Annotated in this window: 20 protein-coding genes; 6 read left to right on the forward strand and 14 right to left on the reverse strand. The window is 57.9% G+C overall.

Translation table 11 applies throughout. From position 1 onward, the window contains the following. Positions 1 to 82 precede the first annotated feature (82 nt). From ACEG18_RS06335 to ACEG18_RS06355, 4 genes are all read right to left on the reverse strand, one after another. Positions 83 to 1,315, reverse strand: coding sequence for an MFS transporter (locus tag ACEG18_RS06335; RefSeq protein WP_372541802.1), 1,233 nt, complete (start codon positions 1,313 to 1,315; stop codon positions 83 to 85). Positions 1,316 to 1,445: 130 nt separating this feature from the next. Further along, positions 1,446 to 2,108 carry a TetR/AcrR family transcriptional regulator gene (locus ACEG18_RS06340; protein ID WP_372541803.1) on the reverse strand — a complete coding sequence of 221 codons (663 nt, stop codon included), beginning with the start codon at positions 2,106 to 2,108 and terminating at the stop codon, positions 1,446 to 1,448. A gap of 304 nt (positions 2,109 to 2,412) precedes the next feature. Then, on the reverse strand, positions 2,413 to 3,432 hold the full coding sequence (locus ACEG18_RS06350; protein WP_372541804.1) for a putative ABC transporter permease: 1,020 nt from the start codon (positions 3,430 to 3,432) through the stop codon (positions 2,413 to 2,415). Positions 3,433 to 3,435: 3 nt separating this feature from the next. Beyond that, on the reverse strand, positions 3,436 to 3,993 hold the full coding sequence (locus ACEG18_RS06355; protein WP_117563835.1) for an HD domain-containing protein: 558 nt from the start codon (positions 3,991 to 3,993) through the stop codon (positions 3,436 to 3,438). A 228-nt stretch (positions 3,994 to 4,221) separates the two neighbouring features. Here ACEG18_RS06355 and ACEG18_RS06360 point away from each other — a divergent pair, with 228 nt between their 5' ends. Continuing rightward, positions 4,222 to 6,003: a 1-deoxy-D-xylulose-5-phosphate synthase gene (locus tag ACEG18_RS06360; protein WP_372541806.1), complete on the forward strand. Its 1,782-nt coding sequence runs from the start codon at positions 4,222 to 4,224 to the stop codon at positions 6,001 to 6,003. 288 nt (positions 6,004 to 6,291) lie between these two features. Here the strand turns inward: ACEG18_RS06360 and ACEG18_RS06365 are convergent, their stop codons facing one another. Beyond that, positions 6,292 to 7,494 carry an iron-containing alcohol dehydrogenase gene (locus ACEG18_RS06365; protein WP_372541807.1) on the reverse strand — a complete coding sequence of 401 codons (1,203 nt, stop codon included), beginning with the start codon at positions 7,492 to 7,494 and terminating at the stop codon, positions 6,292 to 6,294. Positions 7,495 to 7,763: 269 nt separating this feature from the next. On the opposite strand from ACEG18_RS06365, the gene ACEG18_RS06370 reads away from it, so the two are divergent. The 5 genes from ACEG18_RS06370 (at position 7,764) to ACEG18_RS06390 (ending at position 12,085) form a co-directional block, all read left to right on the forward strand. Continuing rightward, complete coding sequence (locus tag ACEG18_RS06370; RefSeq protein ID WP_372541809.1) at positions 7,764 to 8,759, forward strand: glutamate ABC transporter substrate-binding protein; 996 nt, start codon at positions 7,764 to 7,766, stop codon at positions 8,757 to 8,759. Between the two features lie 138 nt (positions 8,760 to 8,897). Continuing rightward, a complete protein-coding gene (locus ACEG18_RS06375) occupies positions 8,898 to 9,557 on the forward strand; it encodes an amino acid ABC transporter permease (RefSeq protein ID WP_372541810.1) in 660 nt (219 codons plus the stop codon). After that, the gene (locus ACEG18_RS06380; RefSeq protein WP_372541811.1) at positions 9,554 to 10,387 is read left to right on the forward strand and encodes an amino acid ABC transporter permease; all 834 of its coding nucleotides are present in this window, start codon (positions 9,554 to 9,556) and stop codon (positions 10,385 to 10,387) included. The genes ACEG18_RS06375 and ACEG18_RS06380 overlap by 4 nt, the downstream gene beginning before the upstream one ends. 36 nt (positions 10,388 to 10,423) lie before the next feature. Continuing rightward, positions 10,424 to 11,188: an amino acid ABC transporter ATP-binding protein gene (locus ACEG18_RS06385; RefSeq protein ID WP_117629932.1), complete on the forward strand. Its 765-nt coding sequence runs from the start codon at positions 10,424 to 10,426 to the stop codon at positions 11,186 to 11,188. 87 nt (positions 11,189 to 11,275) lie between these two features. After that, positions 11,276 to 12,085 carry a gamma-glutamyl-gamma-aminobutyrate hydrolase family protein gene (locus ACEG18_RS06390; protein ID WP_372541813.1) on the forward strand — a complete coding sequence of 270 codons (810 nt, stop codon included), beginning with the start codon at positions 11,276 to 11,278 and terminating at the stop codon, positions 12,083 to 12,085. A gap of 108 nt (positions 12,086 to 12,193) precedes the next feature. Here ACEG18_RS06390 and ACEG18_RS06395 read toward each other — a convergent pair whose 3' ends face one another. From ACEG18_RS06395 to ACEG18_RS06435, 9 genes are all read right to left on the reverse strand, one after another. Continuing rightward, positions 12,194 to 13,012 (reverse strand): hypothetical protein, encoded by an 819-nt coding sequence (locus tag ACEG18_RS06395; protein WP_372541814.1) that lies wholly within the window; start codon positions 13,010 to 13,012, stop codon positions 12,194 to 12,196. Further along, positions 12,996 to 13,820: a hypothetical protein gene (locus ACEG18_RS06400; protein WP_372541815.1), complete on the reverse strand. Its 825-nt coding sequence runs from the start codon at positions 13,818 to 13,820 to the stop codon at positions 12,996 to 12,998. Before ACEG18_RS06400 ends, ACEG18_RS06395 begins: the two co-directional genes overlap by 17 nt. After that, complete coding sequence (locus tag ACEG18_RS06405; protein ID WP_372541843.1) at positions 13,817 to 14,137, reverse strand: AAA family ATPase; 321 nt, start codon at positions 14,135 to 14,137, stop codon at positions 13,817 to 13,819. The genes ACEG18_RS06400 and ACEG18_RS06405 overlap by 4 nt, the downstream gene beginning before the upstream one ends. Before the next feature lie 11 nt (positions 14,138 to 14,148). Then, complete coding sequence (locus tag ACEG18_RS06410; protein ID WP_372541817.1) at positions 14,149 to 14,577, reverse strand: ATP-binding cassette domain-containing protein; 429 nt, start codon at positions 14,575 to 14,577, stop codon at positions 14,149 to 14,151. 144 nt (positions 14,578 to 14,721) lie between these two features. After that, the gene (locus tag ACEG18_RS06415) at positions 14,722 to 15,051 is read right to left on the reverse strand and encodes a helix-turn-helix domain-containing protein (RefSeq protein WP_089572320.1); all 330 of its coding nucleotides are present in this window, start codon (positions 15,049 to 15,051) and stop codon (positions 14,722 to 14,724) included. Between the two features lie 8 nt (positions 15,052 to 15,059). After that, positions 15,060 to 15,620: a hypothetical protein gene (locus ACEG18_RS06420; protein ID WP_099432150.1), complete on the reverse strand. Its 561-nt coding sequence runs from the start codon at positions 15,618 to 15,620 to the stop codon at positions 15,060 to 15,062. 230 nt (positions 15,621 to 15,850) lie between these two features. Further along, positions 15,851 to 16,207: an Hpt domain-containing protein gene (locus ACEG18_RS06425; protein ID WP_372541818.1), complete on the reverse strand. Its 357-nt coding sequence runs from the start codon at positions 16,205 to 16,207 to the stop codon at positions 15,851 to 15,853. 24 nt (positions 16,208 to 16,231) lie between these two features. Further along, entirely contained in the window at positions 16,232 to 18,112 is a 1,881-nt protein-coding gene (locus ACEG18_RS06430) for a diguanylate cyclase (protein WP_372541819.1), read from the reverse strand. 211 nt (positions 18,113 to 18,323) lie between these two features. Then, positions 18,324 to 19,121, reverse strand: coding sequence for an alpha/beta fold hydrolase (locus tag ACEG18_RS06435; protein WP_372541820.1), 798 nt, complete (start codon positions 19,119 to 19,121; stop codon positions 18,324 to 18,326). Between the last annotated feature and the right edge of the window lie 45 nt (positions 19,122 to 19,166).

Raw genomic sequence — 19,166 nt, forward strand, 5'->3', positions numbered from 1 at the left:
AGACGAAGGAGGGGCATGACCAAACAGTGACATCCCGGCGCAGCGAGACAATGCTTCCGCTCATTCACGGTGCCCCAGCGCCTTAAGACAATCGCCACAAGCGACTTTTCAGCCGATAAAACAGCACCGTCGTCAACGTCAGCACCGCCAACATGCCTGCGAATACAATCGCCGGAGTCCATCGATCGTATGCGAGCCCGTAAACCAATTGGCCAATAGGCGTTGCACAGGAAAGCACCATATAAACGAGTGCCAGCACTTTCCCGCAGAGTTCCTTTGGCGCTGACCGCTGAACGAATGAAACGATTTCGACCGATGTAATGCTTGCCCACGCCATAACCCATGCCGAGCCGGCCGCAAGCGCAGCAAACGCTAATTCATCAGGACCGCTCAGTAGCGTGACAATAATCGGCACGACTCCAAAACAGATCATCGCAACATATCGACATATGCCCTTGAAAGAGAAACGATGCGGCCTCATACCGACCAAGCCACTGCCAGTAAGACCACCTAAGCCCATAGCCACCTCAATAATCCCAACGAAGGATGACTGCATTTCGAGATGCTTTGCAACAATAACGGGGGCACCAATCGTTAACCCAACTAACGCAAGGTTTAAAACAGCCGCAAGTAAAAATACAACGAGCAATGATGCGTTTTGAAACAGGTACCGAATCGACTCCCGAAAATCGTTTCGACATGTCGAGCAAGTCGTACTGTCCCCTGTCATTCCAGATGAGGCATTTTGCTTGAGTGCGACCCCAAACAAGAAAGCTGAAATCGCAAACGTCGCCGCCGCGGTTTCGCATAGAGCATCGATGCCAAAGCACCCATAGACCGCCGTCCCGACTACAGGCCCCAAGATATTGCTCACCATGGTTATCTGCGAGACCAACGCAGTGGCACGCTCAACCTTTTCTTGGCCCGTCATGCGCACCGTCTCAATTTGAAGCATCGGTTTCAGCAGCGATTGGATGCCATATTGGACGCAAAGCGTTGCTACCACGACAACGGTAAGAGGCAGCGAATGTTTCATGGGGATAAACAACAGTGATGAAACCATCAGAACAATGCCGAGCACCACAAGAACCCCGCGATGTCTCCCGCGATCCGCCAAGATTCCGCCAGCCGGAGTCGCAAGCACGCCCGGCACGAACGCTATCGCCGCGACGGCGCCATATAACGTTGACGATCCTCTGCAATCGAACAAGTAAAGCGGATACGCAAAGCACAGCGCCGACAGCATCGAATACGCACAAAGCTGCGCAACCAGAAGTTCCGTGAGTCTAATTGACCGCACTGTTTTTGATTCCAACGAGACGCTACTCCTCCGCATTCCAGCCATAAGTCCGCCCCCTAAACATACCAATAGTATGTATTTATCGACTTGAAAAGGGCAGCCGGAGCTGCCCGTTCAAATCTATTACATACTATCGGTATCTATTTTACCACCCGGCACGGTTCCATACGTCCCAAATCTGAGCCGTTGTCTGGAGCACTTCATTACCCAAATCGAGCCCTACCGCGGCCGCCATCTGCGCCAAACATTGCGCGCGAGCGAGCATTCGATCCTTGGTCTCAAGCGGACGGAACAGCGGCAGCAGCCAAAGATTCGCCAACAACGATACGGCCTCCGCAGCTTCGCGCGGGCATTCGCACGCAATGGAGCCGTCGGCGATGCCTTCCTCGATCACTGGCAGGAGATAGCCATCGGCCGACTCGTCAAACGAACCCTGGTACTGCATCGCCAGCAGCCGCGAGCTTTTTACCGGATCTGCCGCAGGATGCATGCGAGCCCATAGCTCAATTTGCGGAACGACGGACTCGGGCGCGTACAGTCGCTTGAGCTTTTGAGCTCCGGTCATATTACCGATACCAAGCGTTGAGCGACGGCGCTCAACAATCGGAGCCATTGCCCGATCAAATGCGGCGTTGAAAATCTCCTCTTTGCTCTTAAAGTGATGATAGACAGCGCCCTTGGTCATGCCATCGAGGCGGTCGACGATATCTTGAATGCTCGTTCCCTCATAACCCTGTGCGCAGAATAGCTCCAGCGCCGCGTCGAGAATCTTCGCGACCGTCTCCTCGGGATATTTATTACGACCCATAATCTGTCCATCCACAACGCAAGTCTTGTGCCTCATTGCGGTATTTTAACGTTGCGAATGGCAGGCGGTCGATTCTACACCGCGGTGGGGCCTTGTTCGCCGGTACGGATGCGGATAACCTCCTCGACCGGCTCGACCCAAATCTTGCCATCTCCAACGGCGCCGGTGCGGGCGGCGTTGGAGATAAGTCAAACGCTGCGTTGTCGAATGGAAACGGTGCCGCGATCATGTAAACGGCGCGGCAACGGGTGCGAAACGAACGGGAAATACGCGAGCAAGGGAGCCGCGAGGGCGCTCGTCCCGGCTAGCGCCGAAACAGCTCGTGGGCGCGGTCGCGAAGGTCGGTGGCACGGATGACGCCCTCGTAGCGATTGATGCGCAGACGCGGGAAGGCGTTAAAGAAGCGCAGGTCACGACGGCTGAGCGACACACTCGGCACCGGACGGCTCATGCGCTTGCCGGTACGGAGACGGGTGAGCGACGGACGGGGCACGCTCGGCGCGGCATCGGCCACGCGGCGGGCAGCGAGCGCCAGGCCGCGAGCACCATCCGAGATAAACGTCGGCATCGAAGCCTTCTCGCGCAGGGCATCGAGCGCCGCGTCGCCCAGCTCGGCCAGCCAAGCGTTAACGGCGCGACCGCGGATATGCGTCTGCGCCACCGAGTCAATCGTCGAATCGGGAATGCGTTCGAGCATAGAGTCGGAGGCGTCGGCAAGCGACTCATTGATGCGGTCGGCAAGGTCGGCGCGCACACGCTCAAGCTGATCGGACAGGCGGCGCCAGCTGGCCAACGAGCACACCGCGTCGACCATCATCGCGACCGCGACGACGAAGGCGGCCAAGCGCACGATTAGCACCGGCAGATGGTCAAGCAGCCCCAGCAATGCCGGCTCCACTAAACGGCAAATGCACAACGCACCCAAGCCAAACGTGCAGGCCCAGTACAAACAGATGCGTCCATGCAAATTAAACGGCAGGTGCGAGTAATCCCAAAAGCGCGCGCCTGTTGTTTTTTCCAACAACACGCCTACGCAGTACTCAATCACGCTGCATACGAGTGCCGCGGCAACAAACTGGCTCGAGGCATCCGGAATCCCGCGCAGCAAAAGCCAGCAGGCTATGCCGCCCACACCATAGATAGGGCAACACGGCCCCAGCAAAAAGCCACTGTTGGCAAATCGTCCGTGATTGAGCATGGCGCAGACTGTCGACTCCCACGCCCAGCCGCAAAACCCGTAAAAGGCAAACGAGAGCACCAGCGCCGAGAGCGGACAGGCGGCAAGCGTCGCGCCGTCAAATGCCATGTCGATCGCGGTTCCCACCGTCTACCCACTCCTCTTTTCGTTCGATTCTTTGCTCGAGCCGTCACTCGAGCCCTCGTTCAAATCGTTCGCGCCGCCTTTGCGCGGCAGACGGCCGGCAATCGTCTCGCGCAGCGCGCACCATTTATCCGCCAGGCACACAATCCATGCCTCACGACACGTCGGCGGCACCGGTACCAGCGGAAACATATGCCGTACGATAATATTCCGCTCGCGCGGCGTCAGCTCAAAATCTTCCTCCGCACGCGCCAAGGCAAAAAACGGGTGGCGAAAGCCATGCAGCCGATGGCTTGGGTCGGGATCGTGCCAGTCGTAGAGAAAGTAATCGTGCAGTAGGGCCCCGCGCAGCAGCGATAAGCGGTCGACGGAGATACCGACGCGGCCCAGGCGCTCAGCAAAGGACAGACTTGCCCGCGCCACCGAGGTCACATGTGCATAAACCGTCACATCGCCATGTTGGATAAACTCATGCATCAGGTCCAAGCGGCCCGCCTGGGCAAGCTGACGGGCGGCATCGTCGACCTCGCGCGCGATTTTCTCGGCACGAACGGTATCGGACATGCGGCCTCCTTCCGGCGGCGCTCGGCGGCAAGCCGCGGCCTGCACGCAATGAATAAAATCATCATCGAATCTACCAGTATGGCATCGGACAAAACGTTTTGCCCCACCAGTTGGCGAATTACCGCGCCGCCGTCACATATCAAACGCCAAAATGTGCGAGACTGTCTTGTGCAATTGTGCCGGCCGAGGGAGTGCCGGCGCACGATTCGCATGGAGTAACCCACAACGATGCTGCTTACGCAAACGACAACGCCCGAGGACGTCAAGGCTCTCGATCGCGCCGAGCTTCCGCTGCTCTGCGGCGAGATCCGCCACGCCATCCTCGAAAGCTCCGCCGCTGTCGGCGGACACGTTGCCCCCAACTTGGGCGTCGTTGAGCTTACGGTCGCGCTCCATCGCGTGTTTAACTCCCCCACCGACAAAATTGTCTTTGACGTATCGCACCAGACCTACGCCCACAAGGCGCTGACCGGGCGCGCGTACACCTATATCGATCCGGAGCGTTATGGTGAGGCTTCTGGCTTTGCCAATCCCGACGAGTCCGAGCACGACCTGTTCGCCATGGGCCACACCTCCACATCGGTGAGCTTGGGCTGCGGCTTGGCGCACGCTCGTGACCTGGCGGGCGATGCGTACAACGTCATCACCATCATTGGCGACGGCTCGCTTTCGGGCGGCTTGGCGTTTGAGGGCTTTAACAACGCCGCCGAGCTTGATAGCAACCTGATCATCATCGTCAACGATAACGACCAGTCCATCGCCGAGAACCATGGCGGCCTGTATCGCAATCTGGCCGAGCTGCGCGACAGCAACGGCACCTGTGAGCGCAACGTTTTCCGCGCGATGGGACTCGACTACCGCTATCTGGACGCCGGTAACGATGTGTTGGCCCTGGTCGACGCGCTGCAGGAACTGCGCAATATCGATCATCCCATCGTGCTGCACGTCTCCACCGCCAAGGGCAAGGGCTTTGAGCCGGCCCAGAGCGACCCCGAGCGCTGGCACCACGTGGGTCCGTTTGACATGGCGACTGGGCGCAAGCTCTGCCCGGGCCATCCGAGCGAGCCTGCGCCGCGCACCTATGCCGACATTACGGGCGAGGCGCTCAGCGCCGCCATCGAGCACGATTCGCAGGTTGTCGCTATCACGGCTGCCACGCCCTATATCATGGGCTTTACACCTGAGCTTCGCGCCGCGGCAGGCAAGCAGTTTGTTGACGTGGGCATTGCCGAGGAGCACGCCGTGACCTTTGCCACCGCGCTTGCGCGCTCGGGCGCCAAGCCAGTCTTTGGTGTGTACGGCACGTTTTTGCAGCGCGCCTACGACGAGCTGTGGCACGACCTGTGCCTCAACGATGCCCCGGCGACGATCCTAGTGTTTGGCGCATCAATCTTTGGCACTACGTCCGAGACGCACCTTTCGTTCTTTGATATTTCCATGCTGGGCGGTCTTCCCAACATGCACTACTTGGCACCGGCCTGCATGGAGGAATATCTGTCCATGCTGAGCTGGTCGCTCGACCACCGCGAGCATCCTGTAGCAATCCGTGTACCGGGCATTGGCCTGGTAAGCCGCCCCGACCTGGCGCCTGCCGAAGACACCGACTACAGCGCCGTTCGCTACAACGTGGTGCGCCAGGGCCGCGACGTGGCCGTGCTCGCACTTGGCGACTTCTTTGAGCTGGGCGAGCGCGTGGCAAATCGCTTGGCTGCCGAGTACGGCATCGAGGCCACGCTCGTCAACCCTCGCTTTGCAACCGAGCTTGACCGCGAGTTCCTCGATAACCTTGCTGTCGAGCATCGTGTTGTCGTGACCATCGAAGACGGCATCTTGGACGGCGGCTGGGGCGAGCGCGTCGCGTGCCATCTGGCATGCACGCCGTTGCGCACGCGCACCTTCGGCATCGCCAAGGGCTTCCCCGACCGCTACGACCCCAACGAGCTGCTCGCACAGAACGGCATGACGGTCGAGAACATGGCCGCCGAAGCCGTAAGGCTACTGAACGAGTAAAAAACCTCCGCAAGGGAAGCACCCCTGCGGAGGTTTTTATTTTCGCGGCGCGATTATCTCAATCTGTAACATCTATGGCCCGAATTCCCGTCTAACTGTTACAGATCTAGACAAACCGTCTTTGCCCCTGACCTTTCTCTCAATCTGTAACAGATAGAGACCTTTTGTCCGTCCAGATGTTACAGATCGAGACATTCGAATTCCCCTGAAGAGAAAATCTCAATCTGTAACAGTTACTCGGCAAAAATGGCTGCAGATGTTACAGATTGAGACAAAGTAGCAAGGCAATTAGCGGTAGCTTCGCTTGAGGATTTCGACGACGTCGGGGTCGGTCAGCGTTACGGGGTCGTGGCTGAACAGGACGCCGTTGGTCGTCAGAGCGTTGTGCGCGATGGCCGACAGCTCTTCGGCCGTAATCCCCCATTCGCTCATGGCAAGGTCGGCCACATGGCAGGCCTCCATCAGGCGCGTGAGCTCAATCACAAAATCGTGCGGATCATCCGCGGCGGCATTACCCATCAGACGCGCCATGTCGATATAGCGCTCGGGCGCGGCACCGTGATCGATCATCCACGTGTGATAGGCACGGGCGATCATAATGAGGCCGGCGCCGTGCGGCAGGTCGTGATGATGCGCACTCATGCCATGTTCAAGACCATGCGAGCCCGTGGTGCCCGAGGCATCCATGGCATAACCGCCGAGCGTGTTGGCAAACGCAAGGCTCGAGCGCGCCTCCAGGTCATCGCCATTATTGACGCACGTAGGCAGCGCCGCGGCGGCACGGCGGATGCCTTCGCGGCAAACCATATCACCCATGGGCGTGTTGGTATTTGAGATGTAGCACTCAACGCAATGGAACAGGGCGTCGAATCCCTGATAGGCAGTCAGACGCGCCGGGACGCTCGCCATGAGCTCGGGATCAACGATCGAAAGCACCGGAAACAGGCGCGGATCGCCCAGACGGAGCTTCTCGTCATTGTCCTCGCAGGACAGGACACCGCCCGCATCGACCTCGGAGCCGGTACCCGCCGTGGTGGTTACGCAAACAAGCGGTAACGGATCGTTGGGGATGGGCAGGCCAAGCGCGGTGCCGCCATTGACAAAGTCCCAGATGTCACCGGGACACTCGTTGCCCTCGGCGTCCGTATGCGGGTTGGCCGCCACCGCGCAGATCCCCTTGCTGCCGTCCATGACCGAACCGCCGCCGAGCGCCAACACAAAATCACAGCCATGGGTACGCGCCATCCAGCCACCCGCGTTAACGGTCTCGCGCAGAGGGTTGGGCTCAATGCGATCGAACAGCTCATGCGCCACGCCGGCGCGATCGAGCTCGGCCTCCAAACGTCCCAGATATCCAAAGCGCTTGACCGAGTTACCGCCGGTGGTAACGATGAGCGCTTTGGTGCCGGGTAGCTTCTGCGCGCCCAGCTCGCTCAGCTTGCCCGCGCCAAACAACACCTTGGTCGGTGCGAAAAACGAATAACCGTTCATACGCGATCTCCTTACTTATATATGTGTCGCGCTGCCGCCATTATAGCGACCGCTGCGAGCAATCATGCCGTCGACAAAGCGCTATCTCAGCTGTAATAATCGGCGTTTGCCCAGATAAAACCTGCCAAAATAAACCTGTCCCTTTTTGGTAGGTACAATAACCCATAAGGTAAGTATGTTTCTGAGTTATTTCGTGTTGACCCGTCTGAGCGCAATAGGGTATAACTCTACTCAACCGCTAGGGATTTTATTGAGAAAGGTGTTCTACCATGAGCAAGAACCTCTCCCAGCAGGTCGTTCTCGACCGCCGCGGCTTTGTCGCCGCCACCTTCGCAACCGTCGCCGGCCTTGGTCTTGCCGGCTGCTCCGACACCAGCGCCGAGGCTGACAAGGGTTCCGCCGCCGGCTCCTCCAAGAGCTCCGAAGATACCGAGGCTTCCACCACGCTCGACGCCAAGGCATTCGACAAGCTCGTCGACAACGGCCCCAAGGCCGATGACGACGCCATCGCCGCCAGCACCTGGGCGACGGCCGTCAAGGACGCCGGCGTCTTTAAGATCGGTGGCGTTCAGACCTCCACGCTCTTCTCCCTCCTCAACGAGAAAGACGGTCAGACCCGCGGCTTCGATGCCGGCATCGCGCAGCTTCTGTCCAACTACATTCTGGGCGAGAACAAGGTCGAGATCACCCAGGTGACCTCGGACACGCGCGAGTCCGTCCTGCAGAACGGCCAGGTCGACGCCGTCTTTGCCACCTACACCATCACCGACGAGCGCAAGAAGCTCGTCTCCTTCGCCGGCCCCTACTACTACACCCAGCAGGCCATCCTGGTGCTCGCCGATAACGACGACATCAAGAGCGTCGACGACCTGGCCGACAAGAACGTCGCCGTCCAGTCCGGCTCCAACGGCCCCGCCATCCTGGAGGAGTTCGCTCCCAAGGCCAGCCAGCAGGAGTTCAAGACCGACGAGGAGGCCCGCCAGGCACTCCAGCAGGGCCGCGTTGACGCCTACGTCATCGATAACAACATGCAGCAGAGCGCCCTGGTCCGCGAGCCCGGTAAGTACAAGATCGCCGGCAAGCCCTTCGGCAGCAAGGAGCCCTATGGCATCGGTCTGCCGCTCGATTCCGACGGCGTCGCCTTTGTCAACGACTTCCTCAAGAAGATCGAGGATGACGGCACCTGGACCAAGCTGTGGCAGATCTGCATTGGCGACCGTACGGGCGACACCAATATTCCCGAGCTGCCCGAGATCGGCGCCTAGGCAGCGAGCCTGGTAACGACCGCAACGAAACCATACGGAAACGCATGATGCGCTTTATTGCGGTAAACTGTTTCCTCACTGAGTTGTCGGGGCTTCCGTACACACGGGAGCCCCTTTCCTTATCGGCGGGAGGTCCGCATGAGTCTCTCCGAGCTCTGGTCGCTCTATGGCCAGAACTATATCGACGCGTTGCTAGCAACCTGGGGCATGACGCTTGAGTCGTTTGCCATCGCCATGGTGCTGGCCGTCGCCGCCACCGTGATGCGCGTGTCGCCGCTCAAGCCGCTGCGCGTCTTTGGCGACCTGTATGTCCAGGTCTTCCGTAACATCCCCGGCATCGCACTGCTCATCATCGTCGTCTATGCGCTGCCGCCGCTCAAGGTCGTCCTGCCCTACCGCACCTGCGTTATCGTCGCCACGGTCCTTTTGGGCTCGGCCTTTGGCTCCGAGAACTTTATGAGCGGCATCAACACCGTCGGCGTCGGCCAGGTGGAAGCCGCACGTTCGCTCGGCATGAGCTTCAGCCGTATCCTCGCCAAGATCGTGATTCCGCAGGCGCTGCGCTCGAGCGTGCTGCCCATGACCAACCTCTTTATCGCCGTCATGCTCACCACCGCACTCGGCAGTCAGGTGCCGCTTAAACCGCAGGAGCTCACCGGCGTGGTGAGCTACATCAACACGCGCTCGCTCGGCGGCGTCGCCGCGTTCTTTATCTCGGCGCTCGGCTACCTGGGCACGGCCTTTGTGGTGAGCCACATTGGCAACTATATCGATAAGAAGGTGAGGATCCTCCGATGAGCAAGCACTCCACCTCCGCGCTCACCATGCGCGATGCGCTCTACGAGGCTCCCGGCCCCAAGATGCGCGCCAAGATTCGCGTCGGCACCGCCATCTCGCTTGTTGCCGTGGCCGCGCTCATCGCTCTGGTACTGCAGCGCTTTTATGTGACCGGCCAGCTTTCGGTCCATTACTGGTACTTCTTTACGCACCTCACCACCTGGAAGTTCCTGCTTGCCGGTTTTGAGGGCACGGTAAAGGTCGCGCTCACCGCCGGCGCCATCGCACTGGTGCTGGGCTTAGCCCTCATGCTCGGCCGTACCAGCGACATCAAGCCGCTGCAGCTGGCCTGCCGCGTGCTCACCGATTTCTTCCGTGGCGTGCCGAGCCTGCTGTTCATCTACTTCTTCTTTTTGGTGCTGCCTCAGTACAAGATTTCACTGCCGTCGTTTTGGATGCTCACGCTTCCCGTCGCGCTCGCTGCAGCCGGCGTACTTGCCGAGATCTTCCGCGCCGGCGTCAACGCCGTGCCGCGCGGTCAGGTCGAGGCAGCCCAGGCGCTCGGTCTCTCCAAGGCCAAAATCACCTTTAAAATCGTATTGCCCCAGGCGATTCGGTTTATCATTCCGTCGTTGATTTCGCAGCTCGTGGTCGTAGTCAAAGACACCACCGTCGCCTATGTGGTGAGCTACCCCGACCTCATGCAAAATGCCCGCGTGCTCATCACCAACTACGACGCGCTCGTATCGGTCTATCTGGTGATCGCGGTCATCTACATCCTCATCAACGTCGCGATCAACAAGGCCGCTGTCTACGTTTCGCACAAGACCGGCGCGACCATCATCCGCTAACGCTTTACCATTTCGAGTCATAAGGAGCCGAGCACCATGGCACAGAGCACCTCTTCCACCGGCAATCAGCCGCTGATCGAGCTCAGGCACGTCGATAAGCACTACGGCGACCTGCACGTCCTCAACGACATCAATCTCTCGGTCGACCGCGGCGAAGTCGTCGTGGTGATCGGCCCCTCGGGCTCGGGCAAGTCGACCATGTGCCGCACCATCAATCGCCTGGAAACCATCGACTCGGGCGAGATCCTCATCGAGGGCGAGCCCCTGCCGCAGGAAGGCAAAGACCTTGCCCGCATGCGTGCTGAGCTGGGCATGGTGTTCCAACAGTTCAACCTGTTTGCACATATGACGGTACTGCAGAACGTCATGCTGGGACCGGTCGATGTGCTGGGCGTGTCCAAGGAGGAGGCTCGTGAGCGCGCCATGGACCTGCTGAGCCGCGTGGGCGTGGCCGAGCAGGCCGACAAGGTACCCGCACAGCTTTCGGGCGGCCAGCAGCAGCGCGTGGCCATCGCCCGTTCTCTTGCCATGCAGCCCAAGGCCATGCTCTTCGATGAGCCCACGAGTGCCCTTGACCCCGAGATGATCAATGAGGTGCTCGAGGTCATGGTGCGCTTGGCGCAGCAGGGCATGACGATGATCGTCATTACGCACGAGATGAACTTTGCCCGCCGCGTGGCCGACCGTGTCGTGTTTATGGCCGATGGCCAGATCGTGGAAACCGGCACGCCCGACGGGTTCTTCGACCACCCCCAGACCAAGCGCGCCCAGGACTTCCTCAACTCCATTAAGGGCCACTAGCCAGCCACCCCGTGGGACAAATCCATTGAAAGTGTTGTCCTACGTCTCTCATGCGCCCTGTCACCTTTAGATTCGAAAGCAACACCTATGATCGGAACTCGCACTTCATCGTCCTATACCCCACATGTCGACGTCGCCCCCACCGACCGCCCACTCATCCTCGTCGCGCCGCGTTGGGAAGAGGCAAAGCCGTTTTTAAGCGAGACGCTCTCCCCCAACGAGGAAATCGCAAGTGTCTTTGTCGATGCCATCCTTGCCGCCGGCGGCCTGCCGCTGCAGATGTCCATCACCGAGGACATTGAGGTCATCCGTCATTACGTCGATATCGCCGACGGCATCGCCATTCCCGGCGGCCCCGATGTCAATCCCAAACGTTGGGGCGATGATCGACCCTACGACCCCACCCTCTGCTGTGAGATCCGCGATAGCTTTGAGTTTAAGCTGGTCGGCGAGGTGCTCCGCGCCAAAAAGCCGCTCTTTACCACCTGCCGCGGCACGCAGTTGCTCAATGTCGCCACTGGCGGCACTCTGTGCATGGACGTGCCGAGCCTGGGCGCTCGCGAGGGCCGCACACAGTGGCGCCATACCCACGTGCTCAACGATCCCGTGCACCCTGTCGAGGTCATGCCGGGCTCGCTGCTGGAGCGCGCGCTTGGCGGCCACAGACTGATCCAGACCAACTCAGCACATCACTGCTGCGTCGATCGTCTGGGTAAAAGCACGCGCTTGGTCGCCAAGGCAACCGACGGTGTTCCCGAGTGCATCGAGGTCGAAGGCCAACCATTCTGTCTAGGCGTGCAATGGCATCCCGAGTACACGTGGAAGACGCTCGAAACCGACTTTAACCTGTGGAAGTCGTTTGTCGAGGCGGCGGCAAAGGTAAAGCAGGCCCGCTAGCTCGCGAACCACTCAGGTTAAAGCCTCCTAAGCCGGGGGGCGGACACCAGCTACGGTGCCCGCCCCCCTGTATTTGATATGCTCGGTATGATTATCCCTCACAAACAATCAGAGAAATCTCGACCGCAATCGGTCGACAGTAAAGCAAATGATAAAAACGCTTGCTACGTTTATGAGGCAGTCAATTAAAATCGAGATGCATTGACCATTCCCCAACGGGGTCACGCCGCAAATCCACATGAGCATCGAGGCTGGAAGCGGAAGCATGGAATTGGCCCCGATCTGTATGTAGATCGCTACGACGTTGACAAGCAACAGCATGCCAATCGGACCGAAGCCGGACCCAAAATAGGAAACAACGATTACGCAAGAAACCACGTATGCAAGGCAGGCAGCGGCAGCAAGAACAAGTCGATAGCAAAATACATGCAGGTTGAAATACTGCTGAGCATCCGAAACGATTGCGCAGTTAAGACAGTACAAAACGACACTCGACAGGACAAACGCGCCCAAAAGGGCAAAAGAAGATAGCACCACTCGCGCAACGATAGCGCACACACGCTTCCCTCCCCGAGCCTCCGACAACCCCCACGGTTCCTCGACAAAGCCCGAACTGACAAAGCGCGGCACAATGCAAGCCGCGATGAACGGAAAGAACAATGCATGGGCCAACGGGGCTACGTTGAACAGCAGACCGCGAAAAACCTCTGCATTGCCAAATAGAAGGACATCCTCCGCCGATAGCCGAAGCGTCGGGTCTGGGAAAAAACCCAAGAAACTGTTCTCACGGAGGCTACAGAACCACATCGGGAAAGAACTAAGCTGCAATATCACCATGTACGCATAAATTACCAGGATTAAGGCGTACGCCCATTTGCTCACATGCTTCAATTCTGACTGGAGAAGTCTTTTAATCTGACGAGCCATTGAGCACACCCCCAGCGCGAAAGCTCACGAGAGCGTAAATCAATACCGATAGACAGCTGGCTGCCACGCCATATCCCAGAAGCGTCAGCTGTCCCATATCGCTATACCCAAGGGCACATCCGACTCCAAGGTACGGCCCCGGAAGGAAGAAGATCCATCGCAAGGATGGTATAGGTGCCTGAAGGTAAGTTCCGTAGAGCGTCAAGCTCATGACAAATCCGATTATTACCACAGCCCCGCTCAATACGGCGCTGCTTGTAATCCGATAGATGGTCACCGTCTCCAACGCAACCGATATCACCAATACGGCGTTAATCATCATTGCGGGCAAAAATGCAGCCAGCATGCTATGCGCATAGTTTTGCCCTCCACGTGTTATCGCTATTGCAAACAGAAGAAGGCAAAGCGCACTATATGTTGCGCCGATTATTAAAGCAGACGAAAGTACATGTGCCAGAGCCCCGTTAAAGCGGGCAAGACCTCTTGCTGAAGAAATTCGGCATCCCTCTTCATAGCCGCGCTCCTGTAAAATCGCCAGGCAAACGATGAGTGGAACGAACAGGGAGGTACCGGCAAAAGCACTGCGCACAAGGGACTCATCAGGCGCAGTAGGATCGATTACATTCCAGATGAAACCAATATCCTCCCCGCAAACGCTATTGCCAAAGGCTAGCAACGTTGTTCCGCTTTTTAGAAAGACACCGAAGAGAAGGCCGAACGCCAGCATAAGCGCAAGACCAAACTTCGCCGGAAACATCCTGTGCAAACGCATCATATCTGCCTTTATGGGATGAATCGCCCGCTTCATAGCGAGACCGCCTTCATCAAGCGCCTGTAATACTCTTTTAGGGATGGCGCCTCATCCCTTATGACGTCCATCGATTCCTTTTTCAGCAGTTCGCCGTCATGAAGAAACAGGCAGCTTGTTGCAACCGATGCCAACTCATCCAAATCATGACTAGAGATGAGCATGGTCTTACCCTGCTCTCGATTCAATCGGCCGATAAGGGTCCATATGCTCTCAATGCCCAGCGGGTCCAACCCATTTGCTGGCTCATCGAAAACTAGCAAGTCCGTGTCACCCAACAAAGCTGCAGCTATATCCAGCCGCCGTTTCATTCCCAGAGAAAAACTGCCTACGCTCTTTTTTCATCGATGTCCAGCCCGACTAGGCTCAAAACGCGAGGAATCTCACGCTTCTCATCAAGCCCCCATTCCGCACATCGGATCCGAAGATTCTCAGCCGCACTGAGAGATTGGTATGCTCCACTGGAATCTGGTACATAGCCGACACGCGTCCGCATCAGGCTAAGCTCTCTTTTTGACTTGCCTCCAAAGAGCTCCACGCTCCCCGACGATGGCTCGCAGAGGCCCAATACGATTTTAATGAGCGTGCTTTTGCCCGCCCCGTTTGCACCAACAAGGGCACAGAGCTCAGACTGATGTACCTCAAAGGAAACGTCATGCAAAACGCGCCGTTTCCCGTAGCGCTTTGACACCCTTGATAGCCTTATCGTTGCGGTGTTCATTGGCCTCCCGTTCCGCTTGATAGCAAAACCGCTCATATCGTTCCTTCTTTACTTTATCGTTTTCCATAGTTGTTATTGTTTTTCGATAACTCATATTTGTCAAGATAATCTAAAAGAAAGAACCCGTGTTAGACACGGGTCCCTTCACGCTGATACTTCGTTTTAGTTGTTCGCCTTAAGCTACTCGTCGCTCAAATCGACAGCAAAGACTGATGTCGGAAGCGACGCCTCATTGCCTCCGCCGTCCCGCATCTGCCTCACAACGTTTTTTGCACGCTCAACAATTAGCTCCTCAAGCTCTTTCTCGCTCACGCGCTGAATAATATCTCCCGGTTGACAATCAAGCTCATCACAGATATCGAGAAGCGTCTTTAGGCGAATAGCTTTTATCTTTCCGTTTCTAAGCTTTGAAATATTAGCCGGAGTATGCCCCGTGGCCCGAATCAGATCAGCACTGGTCTTTCCGGTCTTAAGCAGCTGCGTCTCAAGCTCGATGATGAGATAGCTCATGTTTCCTCCTACACAAGCTCGTCAGACTGCTCTTGGAGCAGCGAGGCATAACTCCAGATCGCCGAGATAAACAAACAGACAACTGCGCCGATAAACGACCCCGCATCAAAGGTAGCGCCTTGGCAAATCTCAATAACGAAGGAATGAGGCACGATGTAAAGCTCCAGTCCGCCAATGGTGAGATTGACCGATCCATAGGCACCAACAAGCGAAACCGCGGCGTTAACAGCAAAGGCAAGCGCGAGAACACGGATAAGCCGCACATGCGTCTTGGTAAAGGGCGAGACGCCCCGAGAGATATTACGGCTGATCCCGCACAAAACGACAAGCGAAATACCCACGACGAGTGCCAGGCACAGTCCGCTTGGGATAACGACGCACCCGCCATTGAGAAACGTCACGACACCGAAAGAATCGACAGAAGCAACGTTTGTAACCGCATACCAGATCACGTAAACAACCAACGCGGCAAAAGCGACGAGCATCCCTGCAAAAACGGCTGCCATGCAAAAACCAAGCTTCCTGATATTTTCGCCCGCCTTGGCCATACGCTGAACGCTGTTGGACATACACTCACCCTCATCGACTCTATCGTTATTCGAACAGTTTATCGAACAACGATATGGATTGCATGCGGAAAGCCCCGACAGTGTGCATAGGCAATTCACTAATCAGAAGGGGTGAGAGTGGATTTTTGGACACGTATCGAACGAGAGTGGATAATCTCCCACTTTGAGGCCGCCACCGGGCCTAAAACGGGAGATTATCCACTCTCATAGTCATCAAAGCTCGCGAGCTCTTACTCGGCCGCCTCGCGCAGGGCCGACATCGTGGCCGCATATTGCTGCTGCAGCGCGTGCATTCCCTCGCGAGCGCCGTCAACGGCATCGGCGCCGCGCAGCGCTTCGGTCACCACGACCGCCGGCTCGTACAGATTATCGAATCCCAGGTTCTGGCTCACGCCCTTGAGCGTGTGCGCTGCCATAAACGCACTCTTGGCGTCTCCTGCCGCCATGGCGGCCTCCAGCTTATCCATGCTCTCGTCATCCAAAAACTTGAGGGCAAAGCGGGCAAGCATTTCCTCGCCCATCAGCCGAGCGCACGCATCGTCATAATTAGCGCCGATCTTCTTATACGCCTCACGCATGGAAATCATGGATTAAAAACTCCTTTGGTCAAACTAAATCGTGGGAAACGCGACGACGTCGGCGGGGCGTGCCAACGTCTCGGCAATTTGGTCTTGCACCTCGAGCAGGCAATCGAGCAGCAGCGGGTTAAAGGTGCCGCACTTACCGTCCAGGATCATCTTGATCGCTTCCTCGTGCGGGATGGCATCCTTGTACACGCGCACGCTCGTCAGCGCATCGTACACGTCGGCCACCGAAACCACCTGTGCGGCAATGGGAATTTCGTCGCCCTTAAGGCCATCGGGATAACCCTTGCCGTCCCAGCGCTCGTGATGCCAACGCGCAATCTGGTACGCATATTCCATAAGCGCATTGCCGGCGTGATGGCTACCCAGCTCAAGCAGCATGTCGGCGCCGATCGTGGTATGCGTCTTCATAATCTCGAACTCCTCGGACGTAAGGCGTCCGGGCTTGTTGAGAATCGCATCGTCAATCGACATCTTGCCGATATCGTGCAGCGCCGAAGCCAGGGCGATCGTAGAGCGTTCCTCATTGTCGAGGGAGACCGTGCCGCTACGCTGGACCAGACAGCCAAGCAGCAGCTCGGTCAGCTTCTCGATGTTCGTAACGTGCCTGCCGCTCTCGCCGTTGCGAAGCTCCATGACGCCGGCCATGATGTCGATGAGCATGCGACTGTTCTTGACGCGCTCGTTGTACTGCTGGGACAGCAGGCTCGTCAGGCGGCGCTGTTTGGCGTACAGGCGGATGGTGTTGCTTACGCGGCGGCGCACGATACGGGAGTCAAACGGGCGGTTGATATAGTCCGAGGCGCCCAGCTCGTACGCGCGCAGAACCATATCATCGGAATCTTCGCTCGAAATCATGATGACAGGCAGATTGTCGATACCCGTTCGGCGCGACAGATCGGCTAGCACCTCAAAGCCGCTTATGCCCGGCATGACAATGTCCAGCATCACGAGCGACAACTCATCGCCATAGCGGTCGACCATGTCGAGCGCTGTACGACCGTTGTCGGCCTCGAGGATGCAATACTCGTCCTTGAGCATCTCGTTGAGAATGGCTCGGTTCATCTCGGAGTCATCGACAATAAGCACCAAAGGCTTTTCGCTTTGGAAGGCCTCGATGGAATCGGCATCGGTCACGACCGTACCGGCTTTTGCCTTAGCGCGGCTCAATAATTGGACAGCACGGCCAACGCCCTCATCGACCGTCTCACCATGAATGCGAACGCCACCAACACATGCCGTCAAGCTCACGTACTCATGGCCCGGAACAATCGTGGAACGAACGGCATCGGATACCTGATGTAGGCGACGGGTGAAGTCATCGGAGGGAATATTGGGCATGACGACCACAAACTTGTCGCAGCCATAGCGCACAAGCTCGTCAGTCGAACGAATTCCGCTGCGTATGGCTGTCGCCACAGCACCGAGCGCAAGGTCGCCGGCATGACGACCACACGTATCATTGAAGACCCTAAAATCATCAAGGTCGATCACCGCCACGCCGGCCTTCATGCGGGCGCTACGGAGCTTTTCCTCGTAATATCGGCGGTTGCGCACGCTCGTCAGCACGTCGGTGTAGACAAGGTCCTCTTCTGCAGCCTCTTGCTCATCGATCGGACGCACCATCAGCAGGACGTGAGGCTCGCCCTCGACCTTTAGAGGGCGTAGACGGGCGCGGTACTCAGTGCCATCATTGAGCAGTTGCTCCGACACCTCATCGGAGTCTGCCAAAGCCTCAAGACTCGACTGGCGCAAACAAGGACACCGATCGCCGGCGAGCAGGCAGTTAGGCTCGCTCTTAATCTGATCGGCCGACAGCAAACGCACCACGGGGTAGGTCTTCGCGACGCGGGCGACCTCAGCGGCAGCCTCCTCGTCGGTTAGATTGACCTCGTGATTATTGAGCATATGGGGCCCTTTCGATAGTTTCGCATGGTAGCGGTGGGTTCCAAATGCTACAAGGGTAACACCTTGTCGATGCAGGTAAGTACGTGAATGCTGTTACATTTTTATGAGTTGGCAGGCGGCGCGATTGAAGTCGCAGACGTGAGGTTTTGAGCACATTTGTTAACACGGCCGAAACGTTTGCGGGTGAAGCCTGCTTTAGCCATTGCGGGTGTTAGAGCCCCAGGATGCCACGGACAGCCCGGGCAGCCGCTGCCGGGCGATCGCGCAGACCGTTATGCGCGCCCGGGATCGTCACGAGAAGACAATCGAGATATTCGGCAGCCGCTCGCGTACCAGCCTCGCGGGGCGTGCCAATCGAGAGCTCGCCCAGGAGCACGGCGGCCACCGTTTTTGACGCGCGAACGCTATCCCAATCGGGAACGCAGGTCATAGTAATCCCGTATTCGTTTGCCATGAAGCTGCGGCCGTTGCGCAGGGCATGTTTGGCTTCCGCCTCGGTTAACTTGGGGGCCTCAGGGTCCGAATCGCCGATGGCGCCCAGGAAGGCCCGTAATGCCCTGGAGACCTTTCCCGCGGCGATCATCTCGAGCAAAACCGGGGCCGCGCCCAGGCCGGCACCCTCATCCGTCACGGCGGGTTCATGCAGAATCGCACGCGAGATTATGGCGGGGTTTGCACGGAGAAGCTCCAGGGTCACCAGCGTACCGGCACTGTGCGCGAGCACGTTTGCCGGAGCGCCAATATGCTCGATAACGGCCTGCAGGTCGGCGGCCTGGACGGCAAGGTCGTAGCGTCCGTCTGCAGCGTCGCCGCTCTCGCCGCAACCGCGGCGGTCGTAGGCAATGACGCGGTAGTCACAGGCGAGCTCGCGGGCGATGGCGTCAAAAAAGACGCCGTCGACGCAGGCGCCGTGCACGCACACCAAGGCAGGAGCATCAGGCGACACATCCGGGCCGGCATATTCGCGACAGGCGATCGTGGTGCCCGCATTCTCGACCGTAAAATCCATACTGTGTTCCCATCGTCAATGCCCATCCAGTTGCACGTCAGTACG

The sequence above is a fragment of the Collinsella aerofaciens genome (assembly GCF_041537385.1).
Classification (GTDB): domain Bacteria; phylum Actinomycetota; class Coriobacteriia; order Coriobacteriales; family Coriobacteriaceae; genus Collinsella; species Collinsella aerofaciens_BV.

Bases quoted from the DNA above. Each gene is read 5' to 3' on its own strand.
- ACEG18_RS06340 (WP_372541803.1), bottom strand. From the start codon at position 2,108: ATGGGTCGTAATAAATATCCCGAGGAGACGGTCGCGAAGATTCTCGAC.
- ACEG18_RS06355 (WP_117563835.1), bottom strand. From the start codon at position 3,993: ATGTCCGATACCGTTCGTGCCGAGAAAATCGCGCGCGAGGTCGACGAT.
- ACEG18_RS06360 (WP_372541806.1), top strand. From the start codon at position 4,222: ATGCTGCTTACGCAAACGACAACGCCCGAGGACGTCAAGGCTCTCGAT.
- ACEG18_RS06365 (WP_372541807.1), bottom strand. From the start codon at position 7,494: ATGAACGGTTATTCGTTTTTCGCACCGACCAAGGTGTTGTTTGGCGCG.
- ACEG18_RS06370 (WP_372541809.1), top strand. From the start codon at position 7,764: ATGAGCAAGAACCTCTCCCAGCAGGTCGTTCTCGACCGCCGCGGCTTT.
- ACEG18_RS06375 (WP_372541810.1), top strand. From the start codon at position 8,898: ATGAGTCTCTCCGAGCTCTGGTCGCTCTATGGCCAGAACTATATCGAC.
- ACEG18_RS06380 (WP_372541811.1), top strand. From the start codon at position 9,554: ATGAGCAAGCACTCCACCTCCGCGCTCACCATGCGCGATGCGCTCTAC.
- ACEG18_RS06385 (WP_117629932.1), top strand. From the start codon at position 10,424: ATGGCACAGAGCACCTCTTCCACCGGCAATCAGCCGCTGATCGAGCTC.
- ACEG18_RS06390 (WP_372541813.1), top strand. From the start codon at position 11,276: ATGATCGGAACTCGCACTTCATCGTCCTATACCCCACATGTCGACGTC.
- ACEG18_RS06395 (WP_372541814.1), bottom strand. From the start codon at position 13,012: ATGGCTCGTCAGATTAAAAGACTTCTCCAGTCAGAATTGAAGCATGTG.
- ACEG18_RS06400 (WP_372541815.1), bottom strand. From the start codon at position 13,820: ATGAAGCGGGCGATTCATCCCATAAAGGCAGATATGATGCGTTTGCAC.
- ACEG18_RS06410 (WP_372541817.1), bottom strand. From the start codon at position 14,577: ATGAGCGGTTTTGCTATCAAGCGGAACGGGAGGCCAATGAACACCGCA.
- ACEG18_RS06415 (WP_089572320.1), bottom strand. From the start codon at position 15,051: ATGAGCTATCTCATCATCGAGCTTGAGACGCAGCTGCTTAAGACCGGA.
- ACEG18_RS06420 (WP_099432150.1), bottom strand. From the start codon at position 15,620: ATGTCCAACAGCGTTCAGCGTATGGCCAAGGCGGGCGAAAATATCAGG.
- ACEG18_RS06425 (WP_372541818.1), bottom strand. From the start codon at position 16,207: ATGATTTCCATGCGTGAGGCGTATAAGAAGATCGGCGCTAATTATGAC.
- ACEG18_RS06430 (WP_372541819.1), bottom strand. From the start codon at position 18,112: ATGCTCAATAATCACGAGGTCAATCTAACCGACGAGGAGGCTGCCGCT.
- ACEG18_RS06435 (WP_372541820.1), bottom strand. From the start codon at position 19,121: ATGGATTTTACGGTCGAGAATGCGGGCACCACGATCGCCTGTCGCGAA.